The organism is Prevotella scopos JCM 17725, from assembly GCF_018127785.1.
GTDB lineage: Bacteria > Bacteroidota > Bacteroidia > Bacteroidales > Bacteroidaceae > Prevotella > Prevotella scopos.
The window spans coordinates 308,460-328,744 of sequence record NZ_CP072389.1; the positions used below are offsets into that span (position 1 = coordinate 308,460).

A 20,285-nucleotide genomic window follows, 5' to 3' on the forward strand; every position below is an offset into this window, starting at 1 on the left:
GTAAAAAAGCATGAGAGCACAAAGAAAGCTTATTAAAAATCAAAATCCTTTATTGTTTTTCTGCAATCTAGATTTTTTTTAATAACTTTGCGCCATTATATTGTTTAGACATAACGTCAGAATAAGAAATAAAGCGAATGAAAAAGATAATTGCAGCAGCATTCCTTGCAGGCCTTGCACTACAAGCGTCAGCCCAGAGCGGAACTAACTCTCCATACAGTCAATATGGTTTAGGCGCATTAGCATCACAGGCAACAAGTTTTAATCGTGGTATGAACGGATTAGCATATGGTTTTCATGAGCGTAATCAGGTGAACTATATGAACCCAGCTTCTTACGCTTCGGTTGACTCTCTTTCATTCATCTTTGATGCTGGTGTTAGCCTTCTGTTGACAAATTTCGAGGAGAATGGTAACAAGGTGAATGCTAAAAATGCTGATATCGAATATGTTGTTGCTTCATTCAGAGCCTTTAAGCATGTAGGTGTAAGCTTTGGTCTCTTACCTTATACAAACGTTGGCTACAATTTCAGCAACACGCAAAACGTTAATGCTTTCCCAAGTACATCTTCTGTTAATGCAACTTATTCCAACACTTATAGTGGAAATGGTGGCCTACATCTTGTTTATTTAGGTGCAGGCTGGGAACCATTTAAGGGCTTCTCATTTGGTGCGAACGTTGGTTATCTTTGGGGAACGTTGAACCGTAACTCAACGAATACTTATAGTGATAGTTATGTCAATACGCTGTCAAAGAATTACTCTACACAGGTAAAGAGTTATAAAATTGATTTTGGTGCGCAATATACTTATACAGTAGATAAAAAGAATGCGTTGACCTTAGGTATGGCTTACTCACTTGGTCATAAGCTGAATGCGACTGCTGATTGTGACTTGATATCAACGAACTCACAGACAAGCATTTCTGACACAACACATTATGCTGTTTCAAATGCACTTGAATTTCCTCATACCTTTGGTGTAGGCTTGATGTGGAACCACAATAACCGCTTGAAGTTCGGTGTTGACTATCAGTTGCAGAAGTGGGCAAGCTTAAAGTATCCACAGATAACGACTGGCAGTGGTACGACTAGTTATAGCCTCGTTGATGGACAATTCAACGATCGTCATAAGTTGACATTGGGTGGCGACTACTGCAAGGGCGAACGCTATCGTGGTTTCTTTAGCCGTATGCACTATCGTGCGGGCTTTAGCTATGCCAGTCCTTATCTTAAGATAAATGGTGCCGATGGTCCGCGCGAGCTTTCAGCAAGTCTTGGTGTTGGTATTCCTATCATGAATAGTTATAACAATCGTAGCATGTTGAATGTCAGTGCAGAATGGGTGAACCAAAGTGTTACTGGATTGGTTAAGGAGAATACCTTCCGTGTCAACGTCGGCTTTACCTTTAATGAGCGCTGGTTTGCTAAGTTCAAGGTTGAATAATATGCGTTCAGACCTTCAATCGTTATTCGTAGGCTTTGCATTCTTGATAGTGGGCTGTGCCATTGTTTCTTGTTCAGAGGAACGTGAGCATACTGCTCCTGCTATTTATGATCGTGACTCTGTTCCGGTGATGACCACATATGGTGTCAACACGCTCATCTCTGATTCGGGCGTAATAAAATATCGTATCGTTACAGAGTGTTGGGAAATAAACGAAAATAAGCGACCTTCACGATGGACTTTCAATAAAGGAATCCTCCTTACACAGTTTAACTTGAAAAAACACGTGGTGGGTTATATTCAATGTGACTCTGCGGTCTATTTTGATAAGGATCGTCGTTGGGAGCTAAGAGGACGTGTAAGAATACTCACAGCACAAGGACTCCGCTTTTATAGCAATGAGCTCTATTGGGATGAGCGTGAACATCAGATGTGGTCATACTCTTACTCGCATCTTAAGACTCCTGATAAAGAATTAGAAGGTGACTGGTTCCGCAGTGATGAACAAATGACTAACTATGAGATTCGCCAGACGAAAGGGTGGGGCATCTTCTCTAATGAGTCGTTTATGTCAGCTGAGGGCATGCCGTCTCCACCAATGGATACCACACATGTTGATAGCATGAAAGGCCCCATAGTTCATCAAAAGTAACTTCAACTTCAGTATCTTTCATCCGTGCATACCATCTGCACATTTCGTGTTGGGCCTCCGCACAATTGGTGCTAAGTCTCCGCACAGCTGGTGTTGAGTATGAACACGAAGATAGGGAGAGGATAGTGAATAGCTTTATGATCGTCATTTCATAAACAGTTGATGGTTAACGTATAAGCGGAATATTTATTGGACAGCGCTAAATAATAACAAAAATTGGATATAGATTTAATCATAGAAATCATCATAACGATGGTGCTCTCCGCATTCTTCTCAGGAATGGAGATAGCCTTTGTTTCGAGTAACCGACTTCTTGCTGAAATGGACAAGGAGAAGAATGGTATTGCTCAAAAGTGTCTGACTATCTATTATAACAATCCAAATGGCTTCGTGTCAACGATGCTTGTTGGTAACAATATTGTGCTTGTCATATATGGTATCTTATTTGCACAATTCTTTGATGCAACGCTGTTCGCATCATTTGACTCTGCAACACGTGTTATATTGGACACCTTGACCTCAACACTTGTTATTCTTTTTACCGGAGAATTTTTACCCAAGACATTGTTTAAGAGTAATCCTAATCGCTTACTTACTTTTTTTGCTCCCTTAGCTTATGTCTTTTTCATTATCCTTTGGCCGATAAGTCGCTTTGCAACCTTTTTGGCACGTGTCATCTTACGTATCTTTGGTGTAAGGATGGATGAAGAGGAAAACGATGGAACATTCACGAAGGTAGATCTTGATCACCTTGTTCAGACTTCTATTCAAAATGCTGCGAATGAAGATGAGATAGAAGATGAAGTGAAGATTTTTCAGAATGCATTAGACTTTCAAGATACTAAGGTGCGTGATTGTATGGTACCACGTACTGAGATTAATGCCGTCGAAATAGATTGCCCTTTGCAAGAGCTACAACAAATGTTCATTGAGAGTGGTAACTCCAAAATCATTGTATATGAAGGTGATATCGATCACATCAAGGGTTACATTCATTCTTCTGAGATGTTTCGTTCACCCGAAAACTGGAAAGAGCATATCCGACAGATGCCGTTTGTTCCTGAGACAATGGCTGCACATAAGCTTATGCAGGTGTTCCTCCTTCAAAAGAAAAGCTTGGGTGTTGTTGTTGACGAGTTTGGTGGTACAAGTGGAATTGTTTCATTAGAAGATATTGTTGAAGAAATCTTTGGTGAAATAGAGGATGAGCACGATAACACGAAGTATATTGCCAAGCAGATAAACGACAATGAATATGTTCTTTCGGCACGTTTAGAGATTGACAAGGTGAATGAAATGTTTAATCTTGATTTGCCAGAAGATGACGATTACATGACGGTTGGAGGCTTGTTGCTACATGTTTATCAAAGTTTCCCCAAACTGAACGAAATCGTTACTGTTGGTCAATATGAGTTTAAGATAATCAAGAAGACCATGACAAAAATAGAACTCGTACGGCTAAAAGTCAATGGTACAGAGTAATTTCTGAATGAAAAATTATGATACTTGCCCATTTTTTTGTATTTTTGTGCGCAATTTGTCATATTAAATTGAATAATTAAAATCAAATAATAAATCTAAAATGGCAGCATTAGGAAAAATCAGAAGCAAAGGTGGCATACTGGTAGCAGCTATCGGTCTTGCCTTGTTTGCATTCTTGGCTGAAGAGGGTTTCCGCTCTTGTAATGGTATCAAGGGTGAAGCGCGTCAGCAGATTGGAGAAATCCTGGGCAAGAAAGTAAGTGTCCAGGATTATCAGAAGTTGATTGATGAATATCAGTCAGCAATTAAGTTTACGATGCAACGTGATAACCTCACTGAGCAGGAACTTAACCAGGTTAAGGATCAAGTATGGCAGCAGCTCGTAAGCAATCGAGTAATTGAAGCTGATGCTGCAAAGGTTGGTCTTACTGTTACAGAGAAGGAATTGGAGAATGTTTTGTCCGATGGTACCAATCCAATGTTGGCACAGACTCCTTTCGTCAATCAGCAGACAGGTCGTTTTGACGTAAATGCGCTCAAGCAGTTCTTTGATAGCTATAACAAGGCTAAATCAGCTAACTCTCCTCAGCTCGAGCAGATGCAGGCTGTTTATGATTATTGGCTCTTCGTTGAGAAGAACCTCCGCACGCAGTTGCTCGCACAGAAGTATCAGGCCTTGCTTGCAAGCTGTGTTCTTTCTAACAAGGCAGAAGCTAAGATGGCGTTTAAGGACAATAATGAGGAAAGTCAGATTCAACTCGCATCATTGGCTTATAGTTCTGTAAAGGATGCCGATATTAAGGTTACTGACGATGATTTTATGGGTAAGTATGCAGAACTCAAGCCAGCTTTCCGTCAGAATGTAGAGACACGCGATATTAAGTTTGTTGACTACCAGATTAAAGCTAGCACAGCCGACCGCAATCAGGTTGTTAAGGAGATGAATGAATTCCAAAAGCAGCTTGCTACAGCGCAGGATCCAGCAGTTATCGTTAGCAAGAGTGCTTCTGAAATTCCTTACTTGGGTCTTCCTGTAAGCAGCAAGGCTTATCAGCAGTATCCTGATATTGCATCAAAGATTGATTCTCTCTCTGTAGGAACAACAGGTGTAACAGAGAATAAGCAGGACAACACATTGAATATCATTCGTGTGCTTTCTAAGGCACAGTTGGCTGACTCAATCCAGTTCCGCCAGATTAATATTGCAGCAAATACTATCGAGGAGGCACGTGCTAAGGCTGACTCAATTCAGAAGGCATTGGCAGGTGGTGCAGACTTCGATGCACTCGCTAAGCGTTATGGTCAGACTGGTGAGAAGGTATGGTTTACTGGTCAGCAGTATGAGATGGCTCCAAGTATGAGTCAGGACAATCGTACTTTTGTAAATGCTTTGCTTAATGGTGAAGTAAATGCCACTCAGAATCTTGCGCTTACACAGGGTAGCATCATTTTGCAGGTGCTTGATAAGAAGAATTTCACAACCAAGACAACAGCTGCTGTTATCAAGAAGGTAATCGATTTCTCAAAGGCTACACGTGGCGATGCTTACAATAAGTTCTCTGAGTTTGTAGCAAAGAGTAACAACGTAGCTGATCTTGAGAAGAACGCTCCTAAGTTTGGTTATCATGTTCAGTCTCTTAACGATATCTCTACAGCAGAACACTATGTTGCTGGCATCAATGGAACACGCGATGCACTCAAGTGGCTCTTTGAGGCTAAGGCTGGTGATATTTCACCTCTCTACGAGTGTGGTAACAATGATCATCTCTTGGTTATCGCCTTGACGGCTGTTCATCAAAAGGGTTATCGTACTTGGGATGACGCACAGGTGAAGGAAATTCTGAAGCGTGAGATTATCAAGGATAAGAAGGCTAAGTTGCTTATGGCTAAGCTCAAAGGTGTAAACTCTATCGCTGCAGCTCAGGCAAAGGGTGCTAAGGTTACTCTTGTAAATCAAATTACATTTGCTGCTCCAGCCTTTGTACAGGCAACAGGTTCTGTTGAGCCAGCACTCTCTGGTGCAGTGGCAGCTACTGCGGCAGGCAAGTTCTCTAAGGCTCCTGTAAAAGGTAACGCTGGTGTTTACGTATTCCAGGTAGAAAAGAAGGCTATGCGTGCAGGCTCTAAGTACAATGAGGCATTGACAATGCAACAGGCGGCACAGATGAATATGCAGTTGTTGAGTAACTTCATGCAGGATCTTATTCAGAAGGCTAATGTAGTTGACAATCGTTACCTCTTCTTCTAAGAGATAATATCAACCATAAATATGACGGATGTGCTGTTAAAGTGCATCCGTCTTTTTGTTTTCGAAAACTTCGGTGAGTAGATTTCATGATAGTTCATGACGTAGAATCTAACCCTTTCTGCTGCTCTTTAAGCTTATAATGATATATTTTTGCACATAATATTTTGAAATGTGTTTATAAATATGTATCTTTGCACACAGATTGAAATATTGTGCAATGGAAAAGATTCCGAGTTTTAATGAATTAATAGAGAAGAGTATCATCGAACATTGGGACCGTGATGCTCTAACAGATTATAAAGGCAAGACCCTTCAATATCATGATGTTGCCAGAAAGATAGAAAAGCTGCACATTATGTTTGAGGCAAGTGGTGTAAAACGTGGTGATAAGATAGCGCTATGTGGAAGAAACTCTTCTGCTTGGGCTGCTTCTTTCCTTGCAGTACTCACTTATGGTGCTGTGGCTGTACCTATCTTACATGAGTTTATGCCAGAGCAGATTCATAACATCGTCAATCACTCAGACGCAAAACTTCTCTTCGTAGGTGATGTCGTTGTAACTCAGATTGACGCCATGAAGATGCCAAACTTGGAGGGAATTATTTATATTCCAGATTACTCATTGGTAGTAAGTCGTACGGATAAGTTGACTTATGCACGTGAACATCTCAATGAGGAGTTTGGACGTCGTTACCCTAAGTACTTCCGTCCAGAGCATATACATTACTATCGTGAGCAGAGTCCAGACGAACTTGCTTTGATAAATTATACCAGTGGAACCACAGGTCGCTCTAAAGGTGTAATGCTTCCATACCGTTCTTTATGGAGCAATGCTGATTTTGCTAAGCATGTTTTAGGCCATGTAATTAAGCCCGGAGATAATGTTATCAGTATTCTTCCAATGGCTCACATGTATGGAATGGCATTCGAGTTTATCTATGAGTTCCTCTCAGGTGTTCACATTTACTATTTGACACGTATCCCTTCTCCTGCTATTATCTCTCAAGCACTTCAAGAGGTAAAGCCAGTAATTATGATTGCTGTACCTTTGGTAATTGAGAAGATTATTCGTAAGAAGGTATTCCCAAAGATTCAGAACAATCGTATGCGTCTCCTGCTGAATATGCCAGTAATTAATAAGAAGGTACGTGCAAAGATTCGTGAGCAGGTATATCAAGCCTTTGGTGGTAATCTTTACGAGATTATTATTGGTGGAGCAGCTCTCAATGGTGAAATCGAGAGTTTCTTACGTCGCATAGAGTTCCCATATACTGTAGGTTATGGTGCAACAGAATGTGGTCCAATTATCTGTTATCGTGATTGGAAGACTTTTAAGCAGGGGTCATGTGGTCAGGCAGCTTTGCATCAAGAGGTTCGTATCGATAGTTCTGACCCAGAACATGTGCCGGGTGAGATTCTCACTAAGGGACCAAATGTACTTTTGGGGTACTATAAGAATGATGAGACAACAAAGCAGACGATTGATGCTGATGGCTGGTTCCACACTGGTGACCTTGGCTTGATGGACGATGATGGTAATGTCTTTATTAAAGGACGTTCAAAGAATATGCTTCTTGGAAGTAACGGACAGAATATTTATCCAGAGGAGATTGAAGATAAACTCAACTCTCTACCTCTTGTGAATGAATGTTTGGTTATTCAGAGTGGTGATAAACTTATAGGCTTGGTACATCCTGATTATGATGAGGCTCAAAACTTGGGCCTTAATGCGGAGGATATTAAGAATATTATGGAGGAAAACCGCACACAATTGAATGCTGTCGTTCCTGCCTATAGTAAGTTATCAGAAATTCGTATTCAAGAGGAGGAATTCGAAAAGACTCCAAAGAAATCTATCAAGCGATTCCTTTACACTGAATAAAGCGCTGTAAGGTGTTGGGTGCTTGGTGTTGGTTGTCCGATGTTCTTGGTACTCTGAAACTAGAAACATGATTTGCTGTCATTACTGTCATTCATTGCGGATACTTAACTTGTTATGTTACAATTGGTTGCATGAAATGTTAATAATGACAGCAACATTAAATTAAACTATTCTTTGATTTATGTGATAATATCTTTCTTTTTTTAGACAGCTTATTAGTCCATAGTTTGGAAGAATTTTGTCATTGCTTTTGTACTCTTACTGCAACACGAACTTTGATATTAACATCACCAATGAGGTCATTCATGAACCATGTTTGTAATGAGTCAGCGTGTTTAGCTTCTTATTAGAAGACATCAATGATAATGATATTAAAAAATGAGCTGTATCATTCGACAGGAGTCGATTGCTACAGCTCATTGTTATTTTAAGTTGTTTTTTACAACTTCAGGCCTATATGACAAAAATGTGCTTAAAATCCTTGTAACTATCTAATAATCATTATCTTTGTTTTATTTATATTTTTATGGCAAAAAATCTGCTTTTATTGTGGCTCAAAATCGACTATAAAACGTGGTCATCTTAATGGTAGTCAACGCTGGTATTGTAAGTGCTGTAAGAGGAGCTTTGTTGGACATAATCGCCTTACCAATACCATTGTCAATAATCGTTATTCCAAGGGTAATCTAACAGTCAAAGATCTATCAGAGGAGTACGGAGTTTCAACCAGGACAATTTATAGAAAACTCACCAAATCTTATAAAGAAGAACTTCCCAACCTTCTTGTTCGCCCTGTAGTGGTTTTAATGGATGCCACCTATTGGGGACGTAATTTTGGTGTCGTTATCATGAAGGATTCATTGTCTGGTGATGTACTTTGGTTTAAGTTTATCAATAGGCATGAACGTCTTGAAGACTATAAGGAGGGCATAAGCTACTTGGAGTCACTTGGGTATACCATTCAAGGGCTTGTATGCGATGGTTTTAAGGGACTTAGGCAAGCTTTTCCCAATTATAAATTCCAATTATGCCAGTTCCATCAAGTAATGACTATAAAGACAAAACTAACTTCAAGACCCAAGCTTGAGGCTTCAAAAGAACTGCTTGAATTATCCAAGATGTTATGTCATACGGACAAGGAGTCCTTTATTGGGGCTTTAAAGGAATGGTACACCAAGTGGGAGGATTTTCTTAAGGAACGGACAACAACAGAAGATGGAAAATCACATTATACTCATAAAGCTCTACGTAGTGCTTTTTTGAGCCTTAAAAGGAATATGTCGTCATTGTGGACATACTATGATTACCCTGAATTGAAGATGCCAAATACAAACAATGCCATTGAATCACTCAATGCAGATTTAAAGACAAAATTGAACCTACACAAGGGGATCAGTATGGAAAGAAGAAAGATCTTCATCCAAGACTTTATAAAGTCCCATTCTCCTAAGAAATAAAAGGGGAATGGGAGATTTTAAGCACATTTTTGTCACATAAGAGAAAACGACGCTAAAATAAGCACACTTTTGTCACATAAGCCCAACTTCAGGTAATGGCAACTCTATTCCGATACATTCGCCTTTACAGGCTGTTATCTCTTTCTTTTCGTTTGCTTTTTTACAATAGCAAGTGATGCTTTAGTCTGGTGAACCTTTGCTACCTCAATTAAGTACTTTGAGCGATCAACATAAGGAAGTATTTCATATTCCCCCTTTGTAATAGTCTTTAGTGAGAGACTCTTGAACTCAATGTCATAGCCGTCGTTCTGTCCTCGAACTTCATACAGGAAGCCGATGTGTTGATTCTTCATAAGGACCATTGTTGAGTAACAAGATGATTCGTCAGTAACACGCAGACCTTTCTTCCAATTGCTGCCTAATGCTTTTGCAGTAGAGTAGTCACCATAAGATGCTAACTCCTTATAGAAGAAACCTACACTGTCACGACGTGCACTGAGAGGTACAGACTGAAGGGCAACAAAAAGTTTCTTACCATCAGCCACACGCTTTGCAGGAACAATCAAGATTTCACCATTGCAGGCGTTGACTTGCTTGCCAGTCATATTCTCCGGCATAACTTCCTCACCCCAACTACCTATTGCTTTTACAGCATCCTTATAAGTGAAGATGTTGAATCGTCTGCCTCCATGAAGCTCACGACAACTAAGTAATACGCTACCATCAGGCATTTCTTCAACCTTTGATTCGTCTTGAGCAATTGAAGGAGCCTTTGAAGGTGATCCTAAGACATTCCATGTGCGACCAAAGTCGTCAGAATAGATGACGAAAGTTCCACAGCGGTCAACGCCATTCTGACGGATAGGATGTGCCACGTAAAGACGATAGAACTTCCCTTTACGAATGTAACGGCTCTGCATAATCTTACCTGAAGTCAGGAAGATGGCATCAGGATTACCACCATTAGGGAGTTTGCCATCATAAAGGCCGTGAATCATCTCGGTAAGGTCTGTCCCATTGTCCCAGGTCTTGCCACCATCCGTGCTATGGAAGAAGTAAGCATGTAGTGGGTTTTGGCGAGTAGCTGTCTGATAAGCACTCTTACCCGCTACACAATGAAGCAGTACGTTATCTGAGGTGCGGTCAGCAATGATACTTGGATCACCGAAAGCAGTGCGGATTGGGTCAGCTGCATGTTCATTACCGCGAGCTACACAAACACTGTCAGACCATGTCTTGCCGAAGTCATTACTGGTCTTCATCACAACATTAATCTGCCATAATCCATTTCTGTTATTCCATCCCACATCAGTGTGGCTGAAACGAAAGTCGCAAAGAGCTAGTAAGGTCCCCTTACGTGTCTCGGTAATTGCAGGGATACGATAAGGGACTGGGCTATTCGCTCTATCAAAAACGATGGTGGTAAAACCATCATCGTTCTTGATATTCTTGCTTTTGTCTGTTCCTACTGCACCTACTTGTAAGAGTGAGGCGCAGAGAGAAATAGTTAATAAAAACTTTTTATACATTAATTGTATTAGCTAAGTATTAAAACTTGTATTCTACAAATGCTTCCATTGCCTCGTAGCAAGCAAGTCCTAAGTCATCATATAGCTTAGCAGTACCTCGGTTGCGGTCTTCTGAACGTTGCCAGAAGAGGCGTTCGTCATTACCGAGGAACGGAGCACTTTCCATCTGACTCTGGTGCTTGAGGATAGAGTTACGCTTTGCACGCAACTCCTCTGGGCTGATAGGCACACACATCTCGATGTTCTCAATTTCCCATTCTGCCCATGCACCACGATACATCCATACACGACAGTCCTTCAACCATTCAGCTTTAGCTTCTTTCTCTAGGTCGATAGCAGCCAGAACAGCGTCAGTACACTTACGGTGTGTGCCATGAGGGTCGGCCAAGTCACCTGCCACATAAATCTGGTGAGGCTTAACTTTTGTGATGAGTTCTCTTACGATGTTCACATCAGCTTCACCCATAGGGAGTTTCTCGATCTTACCAGACTCATAGAAAGGAAGGTCGAGGAAGTGAACATGGTCGAGAGGAATCTGATTAAAGGTTGAAGCCGTACGTGCCTCACCACGACGGATAAGACCTTTGATGACACGAATATCGTGTGAGTCGATATCACCTTCCTTCTTGTTCTTCAAGAACTCTTTGATCTCTTTGTACTTTGCCTTTATAACCTCATCCTGTTCGCCAGTAAAGAGTTGGTTGAAACCATTGATGAAATGCATAAAGCGTACAACCTCCTCATCGCCAACAGCAATATTACCAGATGTCTCATAAGCTACATGAACATCGTGTCCCTGCTGTACCAAACGACGGAGTGTTCCACCCATTGAGATGACATCATCATCAGGGTGTGGAGAGAATACAATCACTCTCTTAGGGAATGGCTTTGCACGCTCTGGACGATAGGTGTCGTCAGCGTCTGGCTTACCGCCTGGCCATCCTGTAATAGTATGCTGAAGGTCATTAAAAATCTTAATGTTTGCATTGTATGCTGAACCATAGAGGGCAAGAAGTTCGCTAAGGCCATTCTCATTGTAGTCCTTATTGGTCAACTTGAGAAGTGGCTTACCTGTAACCTGGCAAAGCCAAACAAGTGCAGAGCGTACTAACTTATCTGTCCATTTGCATGAAGCAACAAGCCAAGGATGCTGAATACGTGTCAACTTAGCGGCTGCAGAGAGGTCAATAACAACATGTGCATCGTTATGTGTCTGCAAGAAAGATGCAGGAATAGCATCACTTACTTTACCCTCAACAGTCTTCTTGATAATTTCAGCTTTCTCTTCACCCCAAGCAGTAAGGAAAATCTTACGTGCTGAAAGGATGGTGCTGATGCCCATTGTGATAGAACAAGGAGGTACAGATTCCTGTGAACCAAAGCTCATTTTCATCTCCTCACGTGAGGTCTCATCAATCAAGATAAGACGTGAAGCAGATGTTATGCTTGAACCAGGCTCGTTGGTTGCGATATTACCCATACGGCCAATACCCAAAAGGATAACGTCAAGTCCACCTAACTCTTTTATGCTCTGTTCATATTGGCGGCAATGCTCCTGTACGTCGTCCTGAATAATTGTACCATCAGGTGTATAGATGTTCTCTACCTCGATGTCAATATGATTCAAGAAACGTTCCTTGAGCTGGTTAATGCTACGGTTTACGTTTTCTACACTGAGTGGGAAGTATTCGTAAGCATTGAAGATGACAACATTCTTAAAGCTCAATTTGCCAGCTTGATGACGCTTGATAAGCTCCTGGAAAATTGGTGTGAGGGAAGAGCCAGAGCCAATGCTCATAACATATTTTCTTCCTTCTTGCTCTCTCTTCTTGATGTCTGCTTCAAGTTGATTAGCTATGTCGATTGTGCCTTCTTCAATTGTTGGGAAGATATCAGTAGGAACCTTCTCAAAACGTGTTATCTCCGAACGTTCAATAGCTGTTGCTGGCCGATAAAACTCCTCAGGTATTTGATTGAGTACAATCTGTGAACTTAAATTCAGTTTCATTACAAGTTCTCCTTTTCTATGTCTTTAAAGTATTTGTATGTTTCTACTATTAATTTGTCTGTAGCACTCTCATCACAAACAATGATACCATGCTCGTGCATCTGTAAAGCACTGATTGTCCACTTCTGTGTGATTGCGCCTTCTACTGCCGCACGCAAGGCCTCTGCCTTGTTGTGACCATTTACAAGAATCAATACTTCCTTTGCATCCATTACGGTACCAACACCTACTGTCAGGGCATGAACAGGAACCTTATTTGGGTCATTGTCGAAGAAACGTGAGTTGGCAATACGTGTGTCTGATGTCAATGTCTTGATACGAGTGCGTGAACGGAGAGATGAACCTGGTTCGTTGAAGGCAATGTGACCATCAGGGCCGATACCACCCAAGAAGAGGTCGATACCACCCGCCTCACGAATCATGTCCTCATAATGCTGGCACTCTGCCTCAAGGTCTTTTGCGTTACCATTCAAGATATGAATGTTCTCCTTTGGACAATCAATGTGATTGAAGAGGTTCTCTGCCATAAAGCTGTGATAGCTTTGTGGGTGATTCTCTGGCAAACCAACATACTCGTCCATGTTGAATGTAACAACATTCTTGAAGCTCACTCTTCCTTCTTTATAAGCCTTTACCAACTCTGCATACATACCCTCTGGTGAAGAACCAGTTGGCAAACCGAGTACAAATGGCTTGTCTTGATTTTTAGCAGCATTGATACGTTCAATGACGTAGTTTGCTGCCCATTTAGATAACTTCTCGTAGTTAGGTTCTATAATTAATCTCATACTTTTTGGTTTTAATTATTTATTTCTGGTTTTATGTTTAGAAAGTCTCTATTTTTATGCTCCAATCTTTTCTTTCTTCGTGTTGTCTGCGTATGTGAATGGAACGAACCATGTTATAAGTAGCGCAGGAATGGTACATACCAAGACGAAGATAAAGAAGTGACGATAACCGAAGAAGTCACTGAAAACACCACTCAACATACCCGGTAACATTACCCCCAAGTTCATAATACCACTTGCAAAAGCATAGTGTGCCATCTGGTGTTTACCTGGTGCAATCTGTTGCATCATAAAGAGTGATAGTCCAACAAAGCCGAAGCCATAGCCGAAGTATTCCATTACGATAGCACCGCCAATCAACCAAAGGCTCTCTGGTTGATAGATTGCTAAGAATGTATAGGCTATGAATGGGATGTTGAATACCAATGCGAGGGAGAAAAGACTCTTTTGCAATCCTCTCCATGCAATGTAATAGCCTGCAAGGATTGAGCCAATAACGAATGCTGCAGCACCAAAGGTACCATAGCAGAGCCCAATCTCTTGTTCACTTAATCCCAAACCTTGTTCGATACGTGATGCCTTAAGGAAGAGAGGTACAATCTTCATTACAAAACCCTCTGCAAAACGATAGAGGATGATGAAGAAGATATAATATATAATGTGTTTCTTCTTAAAAAAGTCGCGGAACACTTCAACAAGCTCGTTTAATGAATCTTTTAATGATTTAGGCGATTCCGTTGTAGCCTTTTTTGGGTTTGGAAGGATAAAGACATGGTAACAACCTATCACAATCATTATTGTAGCGATGATAAGCATGATAAACATCCATGCTTTCGTTACGCCGAAATGCTCAATGAATGTTCCTGCCAAGTAAACAAGTCCACCTGTTGCTGCAATCTTTGCAATGTTATAAAAAGCTCCTTGCCAACCTATCCAGCGTGCTTGCTCTTCGTTTGAGAGTGCTGACATATAGATACCATCTGCAGCAATGTCATGTGTAGCACCACTCAATGCTATGACAGCGAGTATCGCAATCGTGACTGAAAAGAAGAACGGAAGATGAAGTGCAAAGGCTACTAATGCAAAAAGCACACCTGTTAACAGCTGTGTCAATACAACAAAGAATTTCTTTGTCTTGTAAATCTCTAAGAACGGACTCCATAGTGGTTTAAGTGTCCATGGAAGCATGATGAGGGAGGTCCAAAAGGCTATCTGTTTATCAGATACTCCCATTCCTTTATACATGAGTGTACATACCATATTGAGTACGACGAAAGGCATACCCATGGCGAAATAAAGCGTAGGAACCCATGTCGCTGGGCTATGCAGCAGTTTGTTTTCCTCTTTTAGGTTCTTAGAATTTAAATTCATTTTCTTTTTATAAGATTTTCTAAAGAAAGTACAGCTAAAGTAGCATTTTTACTTATTAAAAAAGTCTTATTTAACTTTAATTTGCGAACATAATAGCTCTCTTGCTTTTGAAACTTCCTTTCTTCTAATAATTGTAAATATAACGTCTATTAGTTGTTTTTTATTGTGTGTGTGTTTGGTTCTTTCGATGATTTTGCCTAAATTTGCTGCGAATATCAATTTTATATATTAAAATCATTACCTTTTTTATGTGGCTGAATACTTATTCCCGTTTCTTTAAGACGACAATAGCTTGTTCGGGTTTACTCTTTGCTCCAGCGATTCTTCCAGTAATCCATGCGCAGGAACAGAATGTTGTTGTGATTAACCCGACAGATTCTCCTGCTGACATTGTTCGTAAGGCAGCGAATGTTATTCCTTCCCAGCGTCAGTTCAATTGGCAACGTCAGGAGTTAACGGCGTTCTTACATTATGGCGTTAATACTTATACAGGACGAGAGTGGGGCGATGGTAAGGAGTCACCTGCTATCTTCAACCCAACAGACCTTGATGCGGACCAGTGGATACGTGAATTGAAAGCAGCTGGCTTTAAGTGTGCTATTCTTACTTGTAAACACCATGATGGTTTCTGTCTATGGCCATCAGCCTATACGGAGCATAGTGTAAAACATTCTCCATGGAAAAATGGGAAGGGAGACGTAGTGCGTGAGGTCAGCGACGCCTGTAGAAAGTATGGTATGGAGTTTGGTGTTTACCTCTCTCCCTGGGACCGTAATTCTCCACTTTATGGAACAAAAGAGTATAATGATTTCTTCGTAAAGCAGTTGACTGAGTTGCTGACGCAATATGGTAAGGTGAGCGAAGTATGGTTTGATGGTGCTTGTGGCGAAGGGGCAAATGGCAAGAAGCAGGAGTACGATTTTGTACGTTGGTATGAGCTTATCCGTAAGTTACAACCTGAGGCAGTGATAGCTGTCATGGGACCTGATGTTCGTTGGGTTGGTACTGAGACTGGTCGTGGGCGTGAGATGGAATGGAGTGTTGTTCCTAAGGATAATCTTGATCAGGATGCGATTGCTAAGAACTCACAGCAGGAAGTACTGACTGCACCTGTCGGTGATATGATGGGGCAGGACCTTGGTAGTCGTAAGAAGATTGAGAAGGCAAAGTCACTTATTTGGTATCCTGCTGAGATTGACGTATCTATCCGTCCAGGTTGGTTCTATCATGAGGATCAGGATAGCAAGGTGAAGTCGCCAAAGGAACTGATGGACATCTATTTCACATCTGTCGGAATGAATGGTGTACTCCTCTTGAATCTCCCTCCTAATAAGGAAGGCAAACTCTCTGAGGCTGATATAAGAAGTCTTCGTGGTTTCCGTCAGTTGTATGTAAATACCTTCACTGATAACCTCTTGGCAAAGGCAAAGGTTACTTGCGCAGTTTCAGAAGGTAAGGGTCGCAATGTTATTGACGACAATTACGACACATCTGTACGTCCAAAGATGAAGGATGGTAAGGCTGTCTTCCAATTTAAGTTGAAGAAGCCAGCTACTTTCAACGTTCTTTCCGTGCAGGAGGATATCCGTAAGGGACAGCGTGTAGAGAAGTTCTCACTCGAAGTAAAGGATGCTAAGGGCAACTGGAAGAAGGTAACAGGGGGAACAACTGTTGGTCATAAGCGTTTGTTGAAGTTCCCTGTTGAGACTGCTAAAGAGGTGCGCCTTATCATCAGTGAGGTGCGTGCCGTACCTGCTATTTCTGAGATTGGTTTGTACCGATTAAGAGATTAAGCTATTTTTCTTAGGCTTATTACAATAAGTTATCTACCAAAAGTGAATATATACATAAGCCATATGATATAAAAGTTAATAATCAGAACCATAGCTTTTATGGTTCTGATTATAAAAGATAAGTATATGTACAGACTTTTCTTACTATTTTGTTTTATAAGCTGCATCAGCAGTTGTTATAATTCAAAAGGCTTATCTCACAATATAAGTCAGGGCTTTGTTGGAGATACAATCTATACAACCTTTGAAAAATATGATAGGACCGTTGTGAGATATGAAAATACAATTGTTAATCATATAAAACAAAAGGTTGTTATAATAGCAAAAGACAGAAATAATATCTGTAAGTCAGAGATTCTTTTTGTGGGGAGTATTCTCAATTCAAATATTGACACTATATCCTTTTTAAAAAAAGAAGATACATTTGGACTAAAAGAAAGTCCTCATTCTTCAGGAAATATTATTGTGTATAAAAATAGAATAAGACAAGGTTATTACTCAAATTTCCCCAAAGGTTTTTTTGTAAAAGTTGAAGATAATATTTTACACATAAAGGACGTGATGGAAGAAGATTTGAATGGGCAGCCTGTTCTTGGGGTCCTCAATTTATTAAACTTTAAGGAAGAGATACCTCACAGTGTTTTTATCTATATAAATCAAGATAATGGAGACGAACATGTTTTTCATAAATATAGTGGTAAATAAGTCTTCTACAAGTTAAAGTGGCGATTGTGTTATAGGTATAATCGTACATTTCTTACACGAGACGAAGACTGTACATAATGCAAACATCTTAATGGCTAACAATATATAAAAGAACTTAGAGCAAGTAGATAAGTTATATAAAAGAGGGTGTGTCAAAATACAAATTAATAACTTGACAACTTTCAATCTATAAGTAGAATCTTCAAAAGGCAAAGAAAAGACCATTTCTTTACTCAAAATCGAATATGGAAATGGCATTTTTATTGGATTGTTTCAAATTGTTAGATTATCAAAATGGTATTTGCATTTTGACACACCCTCTTTTTTATATAACTTGCATTAATGGTCTTTTATTTCCTTGTCAACTTATTGGTTTGTTGTTTCTTAAATATCAATAGGTTATCTGCATACTCCTTCCAATCAGCCACTCCACAGATGCTATCAGATGGTGTACGATAGAAGGTGTTGCCGTTGTTTCCACCTGTCAGATAGATGGCATCGGTAAAGCCATAGTCAGCAAGGGCTTGTGCAAAGTCGTAGAGGGATTCTTTATGGATTGTCTCAACATAGCAAATCGTTGTAGAGCCGGCTTTACGTGCCAATGCACAGCGTGTCACTTTTCCCTTTAAGGCAAACTGTTCCTCACATATTTGTCCTGCTGATACGAGGGCGAATTGGCGGAACATACTACCGTTGTGGGCTTTTACATACTCCTTTATAGAATCGTCTTGACCGATACCTATTTGCCACTTGTCGCCAACAATAGCTACAAAGCCAGCCTTGCTATGCCCATTTGCATATTCCTTTCCTTGATAGACAAAGTCGCCAATATACTTGTATTCATGGTTTTCATCCCAATAAAAGTCCCAACCATGTGTGACAAGACAGATGGTTGAGTCGCTGTCTGAAGGGGCTGTGCGAGATAGGGTAGGCGTAAGTCCGTGCAATTCATATAGTTTCATGCTCACACCATAAAGTGAGTCTACCGTCATCGTTACGCCTTGTAAAGAGTCTGACGGCATCTTTTCCAAGTCGCGAATGATTTCTGTTGATGTGCGACTTAGTGGGTAATCAAAAGCGAGTGTACGGCTGTTTGCTTTCTGCCAGAAGTAGAAGGTTGCTGCAGAAAGGACAATGAAAGCAAGCACAACAAGTCCTACCCACCATCTTCGAGATGCTGTTTTCTGCTTATTTTCTTTCTGAGAAGGCTTAAAGTCTGTACCTCCTAAGAACTGAATATCGTCGTCACTATAACTCATTTTGCTTTTGTTTTAATCCCTCTTCAAGAAGTTGCAGGGCTTTATGGGAAATAGAATCAAGAACTATCTTTTGTGAAAGTTCTTTTCTCCATAGGCTCAGCTGGTCCTTCTTTGTGTCAATTCTACTGATATAGTGAAGGTTGAGAACATATTGTTTACCCACTCTTACAAACACGATTTCTTGCTGTCGCATCTGTTGGTCAATGAGTTCTGTAATGGCTTTGAGGTTTATCCATAGCTGTATCTCCTCACCATTTGAGAGTGTCATCACACAATAGTTGCCGTCTGACCGGATATAAAGAATCTCGTCAAACGCCAGTCGCATCATTTCTGTGCTTCCGTTTTGTATGATTAACAGCTGCTTCACTACTTATTATCAATGAATTGTTATATTACTGCAAATTTAGTAATAAAAAGCTATACTCTTATGGTTTTGTATAAGAATCTATTTCTTTCGGGTATTCAATGGTTTAGGATGGCTACTCACAGAAGTCTTTCCTATGTGTAACATATAAATCAATAAAGAGTTTAACTCTTGCTAGTAATTCTCTTATATGTGTCCATATAGCCCTTGGATGTCGTACGTCATCAGCATTATATCCCACAGCTTTAATGTTCATCTTGTCTGCTAAGAAGATACTGCGCTCATTGTGCCACTTCTGTGAGATAATAATCATATCATTTACTCCAAAGTGTTGCTTAATATTTCTCATAGAGAGTAGGGTGCGATAGCCTTGTCCGTCCATAGTGATGATACTGTCGGGTACGCCTCTTTTCATCAGGTCTTGTCGCATAGTCTGTGGTTCGTCATATCCTTTGCGCTTGTCTCCACTGATGATGAGATATTTGAACTTTCTGTGTTTGTAAAGTTTTACTGTAGCATTGATACGTGCCATGTAGAAGGCACTTGGTCTTTTACCTCCCCTTGCCTTCGGGTTAGTGCCAAGCAGTAGGGCTGTATGCATAGTGGGGACTTCATTGATATTATTGAATGTTCTTCCCTTGGCATTCTTATCAACGATTATATTGCACAACGTAATAATAGTTCCGAGTATGGCAATGATAATGGAGGTAGAATAAAAGATTCGCTTCTTTCTCTGTTTGTTTCTTTTCATTTTCTTTTTGAATTAAATGTTTTAAGTTGTCAGACACATGAATGTCTTGTTTTGATATTGTTTTTAATAACCTTGATACAAAGTTATGCTTTATGTTTTTCCTACGCTTATCTTTTTTCTATCTGCTGATGAAATAGTACTCAGGCTGTATGAAACCCCGAGTTGTTAATTCATAATTCAAAACTCATAATTATGATTACTGATGTAGCTTAAGGGTTAAACGCAAATCAAAAAGTTAACTGCAAATTATGCGAATGACACGAATTATTTAGCAAAAATTTTAGCGTAATTAGAGAAATTCGTAGTCGGTAATTGTTCAAAGTTAATAGTACAAATCATAAAGTTCAATGTTCAATATTCAAAGTTCAAAGGATAAAATTGTAGATGTGAAGTTCTTATTACAAAAGAGAGTGGCTTGATGAAGTTTATAATCTCTTGTTGGGATGTAAATCGTAATTTTGTTTTTGTAATCTATTAGATACTACTGTGGATATATGGTTTGTTTCTTCTATTAGTCATTATATAAAAAAAGCCGTTACTTCATAAGGAAG

The 20,285-nt window shown here is 40.1% G+C and carries 15 protein-coding genes; 8 read left to right on the plus strand and 7 right to left on the minus strand.

Annotated features, from left to right (window positions below; all coding sequences use genetic code 11):
- The first annotated feature begins 137 nt into the window (after positions 1–137).
- The 6 genes from bamG to J4856_RS01155 all read left to right on the plus strand — a co-directional run bounded on the left by bamG (position 138) and on the right by J4856_RS01155 (position 9,166).
- Positions 138–1,445, plus strand: a complete 1,308-nt coding sequence (gene bamG, locus J4856_RS01130) for a BamG family beta-barrel-assembly machinery protein (protein WP_025839667.1) — start codon at positions 138–140, stop codon at positions 1,443–1,445.
- 1 nt (position 1,446) lies between these two features.
- Complete coding sequence (locus J4856_RS01135; RefSeq protein WP_025839666.1) at positions 1,447–2,097, plus strand: LPS export ABC transporter periplasmic protein LptC; 651 nt, start codon at positions 1,447–1,449, stop codon at positions 2,095–2,097.
- A 216-nt stretch (positions 2,098–2,313) separates the two neighbouring features.
- Complete coding sequence (locus J4856_RS01140) at positions 2,314–3,579, plus strand: hemolysin family protein (protein WP_025839665.1); 1,266 nt, start codon at positions 2,314–2,316, stop codon at positions 3,577–3,579.
- A 100-nt stretch (positions 3,580–3,679) separates the two neighbouring features.
- A complete protein-coding gene (locus J4856_RS01145) occupies positions 3,680–5,827 on the plus strand; it encodes a peptidylprolyl isomerase (RefSeq protein WP_025839664.1) in 2,148 nt (715 codons plus the stop codon).
- A gap of 217 nt (positions 5,828–6,044) precedes the next feature.
- Entirely contained in the window at positions 6,045–7,709 is a 1,665-nt protein-coding gene (locus J4856_RS01150) for an AMP-binding protein (protein ID WP_065368008.1), read from the plus strand.
- A gap of 536 nt (positions 7,710–8,245) precedes the next feature.
- Positions 8,246–9,166 carry an IS256 family transposase, variant Zn-binding type gene (locus tag J4856_RS01155; protein ID WP_428842426.1) on the plus strand — a complete coding sequence of 307 codons (921 nt, stop codon included), beginning with the start codon at positions 8,246–8,248 and terminating at the stop codon, positions 9,164–9,166.
- Between the two features lie 134 nt (positions 9,167–9,300).
- Here the strand turns inward: J4856_RS01155 and J4856_RS01160 are convergent, their stop codons facing one another.
- From J4856_RS01160 to J4856_RS01175, 4 genes are read right to left on the minus strand one after another with little or no spacing between them, the layout of a single operon-like run.
- Entirely contained in the window at positions 9,301–10,695 is a 1,395-nt protein-coding gene (locus tag J4856_RS01160) for a sialidase family protein (RefSeq protein WP_025839811.1), read from the minus strand.
- 19 nt (positions 10,696–10,714) lie between these two features.
- Positions 10,715–12,703 (minus strand): glucosamine-6-phosphate deaminase, encoded by a 1,989-nt coding sequence (locus J4856_RS01165; RefSeq protein ID WP_025839810.1) that lies wholly within the window; start codon positions 12,701–12,703, stop codon positions 10,715–10,717.
- Positions 12,703–13,491, minus strand: a complete 789-nt coding sequence (gene nagB, locus J4856_RS01170; RefSeq protein WP_065368009.1) for a glucosamine-6-phosphate deaminase — start codon at positions 13,489–13,491, stop codon at positions 12,703–12,705. The genes J4856_RS01165 and nagB overlap by 1 nt, the downstream gene beginning before the upstream one ends.
- Before the next feature lie 54 nt (positions 13,492–13,545).
- Positions 13,546–14,862, minus strand: a complete 1,317-nt coding sequence (locus J4856_RS01175; RefSeq protein WP_025839809.1) for an MFS transporter — start codon at positions 14,860–14,862, stop codon at positions 13,546–13,548.
- Between the two features lie 248 nt (positions 14,863–15,110).
- Here J4856_RS01175 and J4856_RS01180 point away from each other — a divergent pair, with 248 nt between their 5' ends.
- Both J4856_RS01180 and J4856_RS01185 read left to right on the plus strand, forming a co-directional pair.
- Complete coding sequence (locus J4856_RS01180) at positions 15,111–16,655, plus strand: alpha-L-fucosidase (protein WP_025839808.1); 1,545 nt, start codon at positions 15,111–15,113, stop codon at positions 16,653–16,655.
- Positions 16,656–16,754: 99 nt separating this feature from the next.
- Entirely contained in the window at positions 16,755–17,360 is a 606-nt protein-coding gene (locus tag J4856_RS01185; RefSeq protein WP_242403137.1) for a hypothetical protein, read from the plus strand.
- A gap of 350 nt (positions 17,361–17,710) precedes the next feature.
- Here the strand turns inward: J4856_RS01185 and J4856_RS01190 are convergent, their stop codons facing one another.
- From J4856_RS01190 to J4856_RS01200, 3 genes are all read right to left on the minus strand, one after another.
- Positions 17,711–18,619, minus strand: coding sequence for a hypothetical protein (locus J4856_RS01190; protein ID WP_025839807.1), 909 nt, complete (start codon positions 18,617–18,619; stop codon positions 17,711–17,713).
- Positions 18,609–18,986, minus strand: coding sequence for a LytTR family DNA-binding domain-containing protein (locus J4856_RS01195; RefSeq protein ID WP_234967257.1), 378 nt, complete (start codon positions 18,984–18,986; stop codon positions 18,609–18,611). The genes J4856_RS01190 and J4856_RS01195 overlap by 11 nt, the downstream gene beginning before the upstream one ends.
- 112 nt (positions 18,987–19,098) lie before the next feature.
- Complete coding sequence (locus J4856_RS01200) at positions 19,099–19,734, minus strand: SanA/YdcF family protein (protein WP_065368010.1); 636 nt, start codon at positions 19,732–19,734, stop codon at positions 19,099–19,101.
- Between the last annotated feature and the right edge of the window lie 551 nt (positions 19,735–20,285).

Excerpts from the sequence above, each read along its gene's own strand:
- J4856_RS01165 (WP_025839810.1), bottom strand. The coding sequence starts at position 12,703 with ATGAAACTGAATTTAAGTTCACAGATTGTACTCAATCAAATACCTGAG.
- J4856_RS01135 (WP_025839666.1), top strand. The coding sequence starts at position 1,447 with ATGCGTTCAGACCTTCAATCGTTATTCGTAGGCTTTGCATTCTTGATA.
- bamG (WP_025839667.1), top strand. The coding sequence starts at position 138 with ATGAAAAAGATAATTGCAGCAGCATTCCTTGCAGGCCTTGCACTACAA.
- J4856_RS01160 (WP_025839811.1), bottom strand. The coding sequence starts at position 10,695 with ATGTATAAAAAGTTTTTATTAACTATTTCTCTCTGCGCCTCACTCTTA.
- J4856_RS01190 (WP_025839807.1), bottom strand. The coding sequence starts at position 18,619 with ATGAGTTATAGTGACGACGATATTCAGTTCTTAGGAGGTACAGACTTT.
- nagB (WP_065368009.1), bottom strand. The coding sequence starts at position 13,491 with ATGAGATTAATTATAGAACCTAACTACGAGAAGTTATCTAAATGGGCA.
- J4856_RS01175 (WP_025839809.1), bottom strand. The coding sequence starts at position 14,862 with ATGAATTTAAATTCTAAGAACCTAAAAGAGGAAAACAAACTGCTGCAT.
- J4856_RS01185 (WP_242403137.1), top strand. The coding sequence starts at position 16,755 with ATGGTTCTGATTATAAAAGATAAGTATATGTACAGACTTTTCTTACTA.
- J4856_RS01150 (WP_065368008.1), top strand. The coding sequence starts at position 6,045 with ATGGAAAAGATTCCGAGTTTTAATGAATTAATAGAGAAGAGTATCATC.
- J4856_RS01200 (WP_065368010.1), bottom strand. The coding sequence starts at position 19,734 with ATGAAAAGAAACAAACAGAGAAAGAAGCGAATCTTTTATTCTACCTCC.
- J4856_RS01180 (WP_025839808.1), top strand. The coding sequence starts at position 15,111 with ATGTGGCTGAATACTTATTCCCGTTTCTTTAAGACGACAATAGCTTGT.
- J4856_RS01145 (WP_025839664.1), top strand. The coding sequence starts at position 3,680 with ATGGCAGCATTAGGAAAAATCAGAAGCAAAGGTGGCATACTGGTAGCA.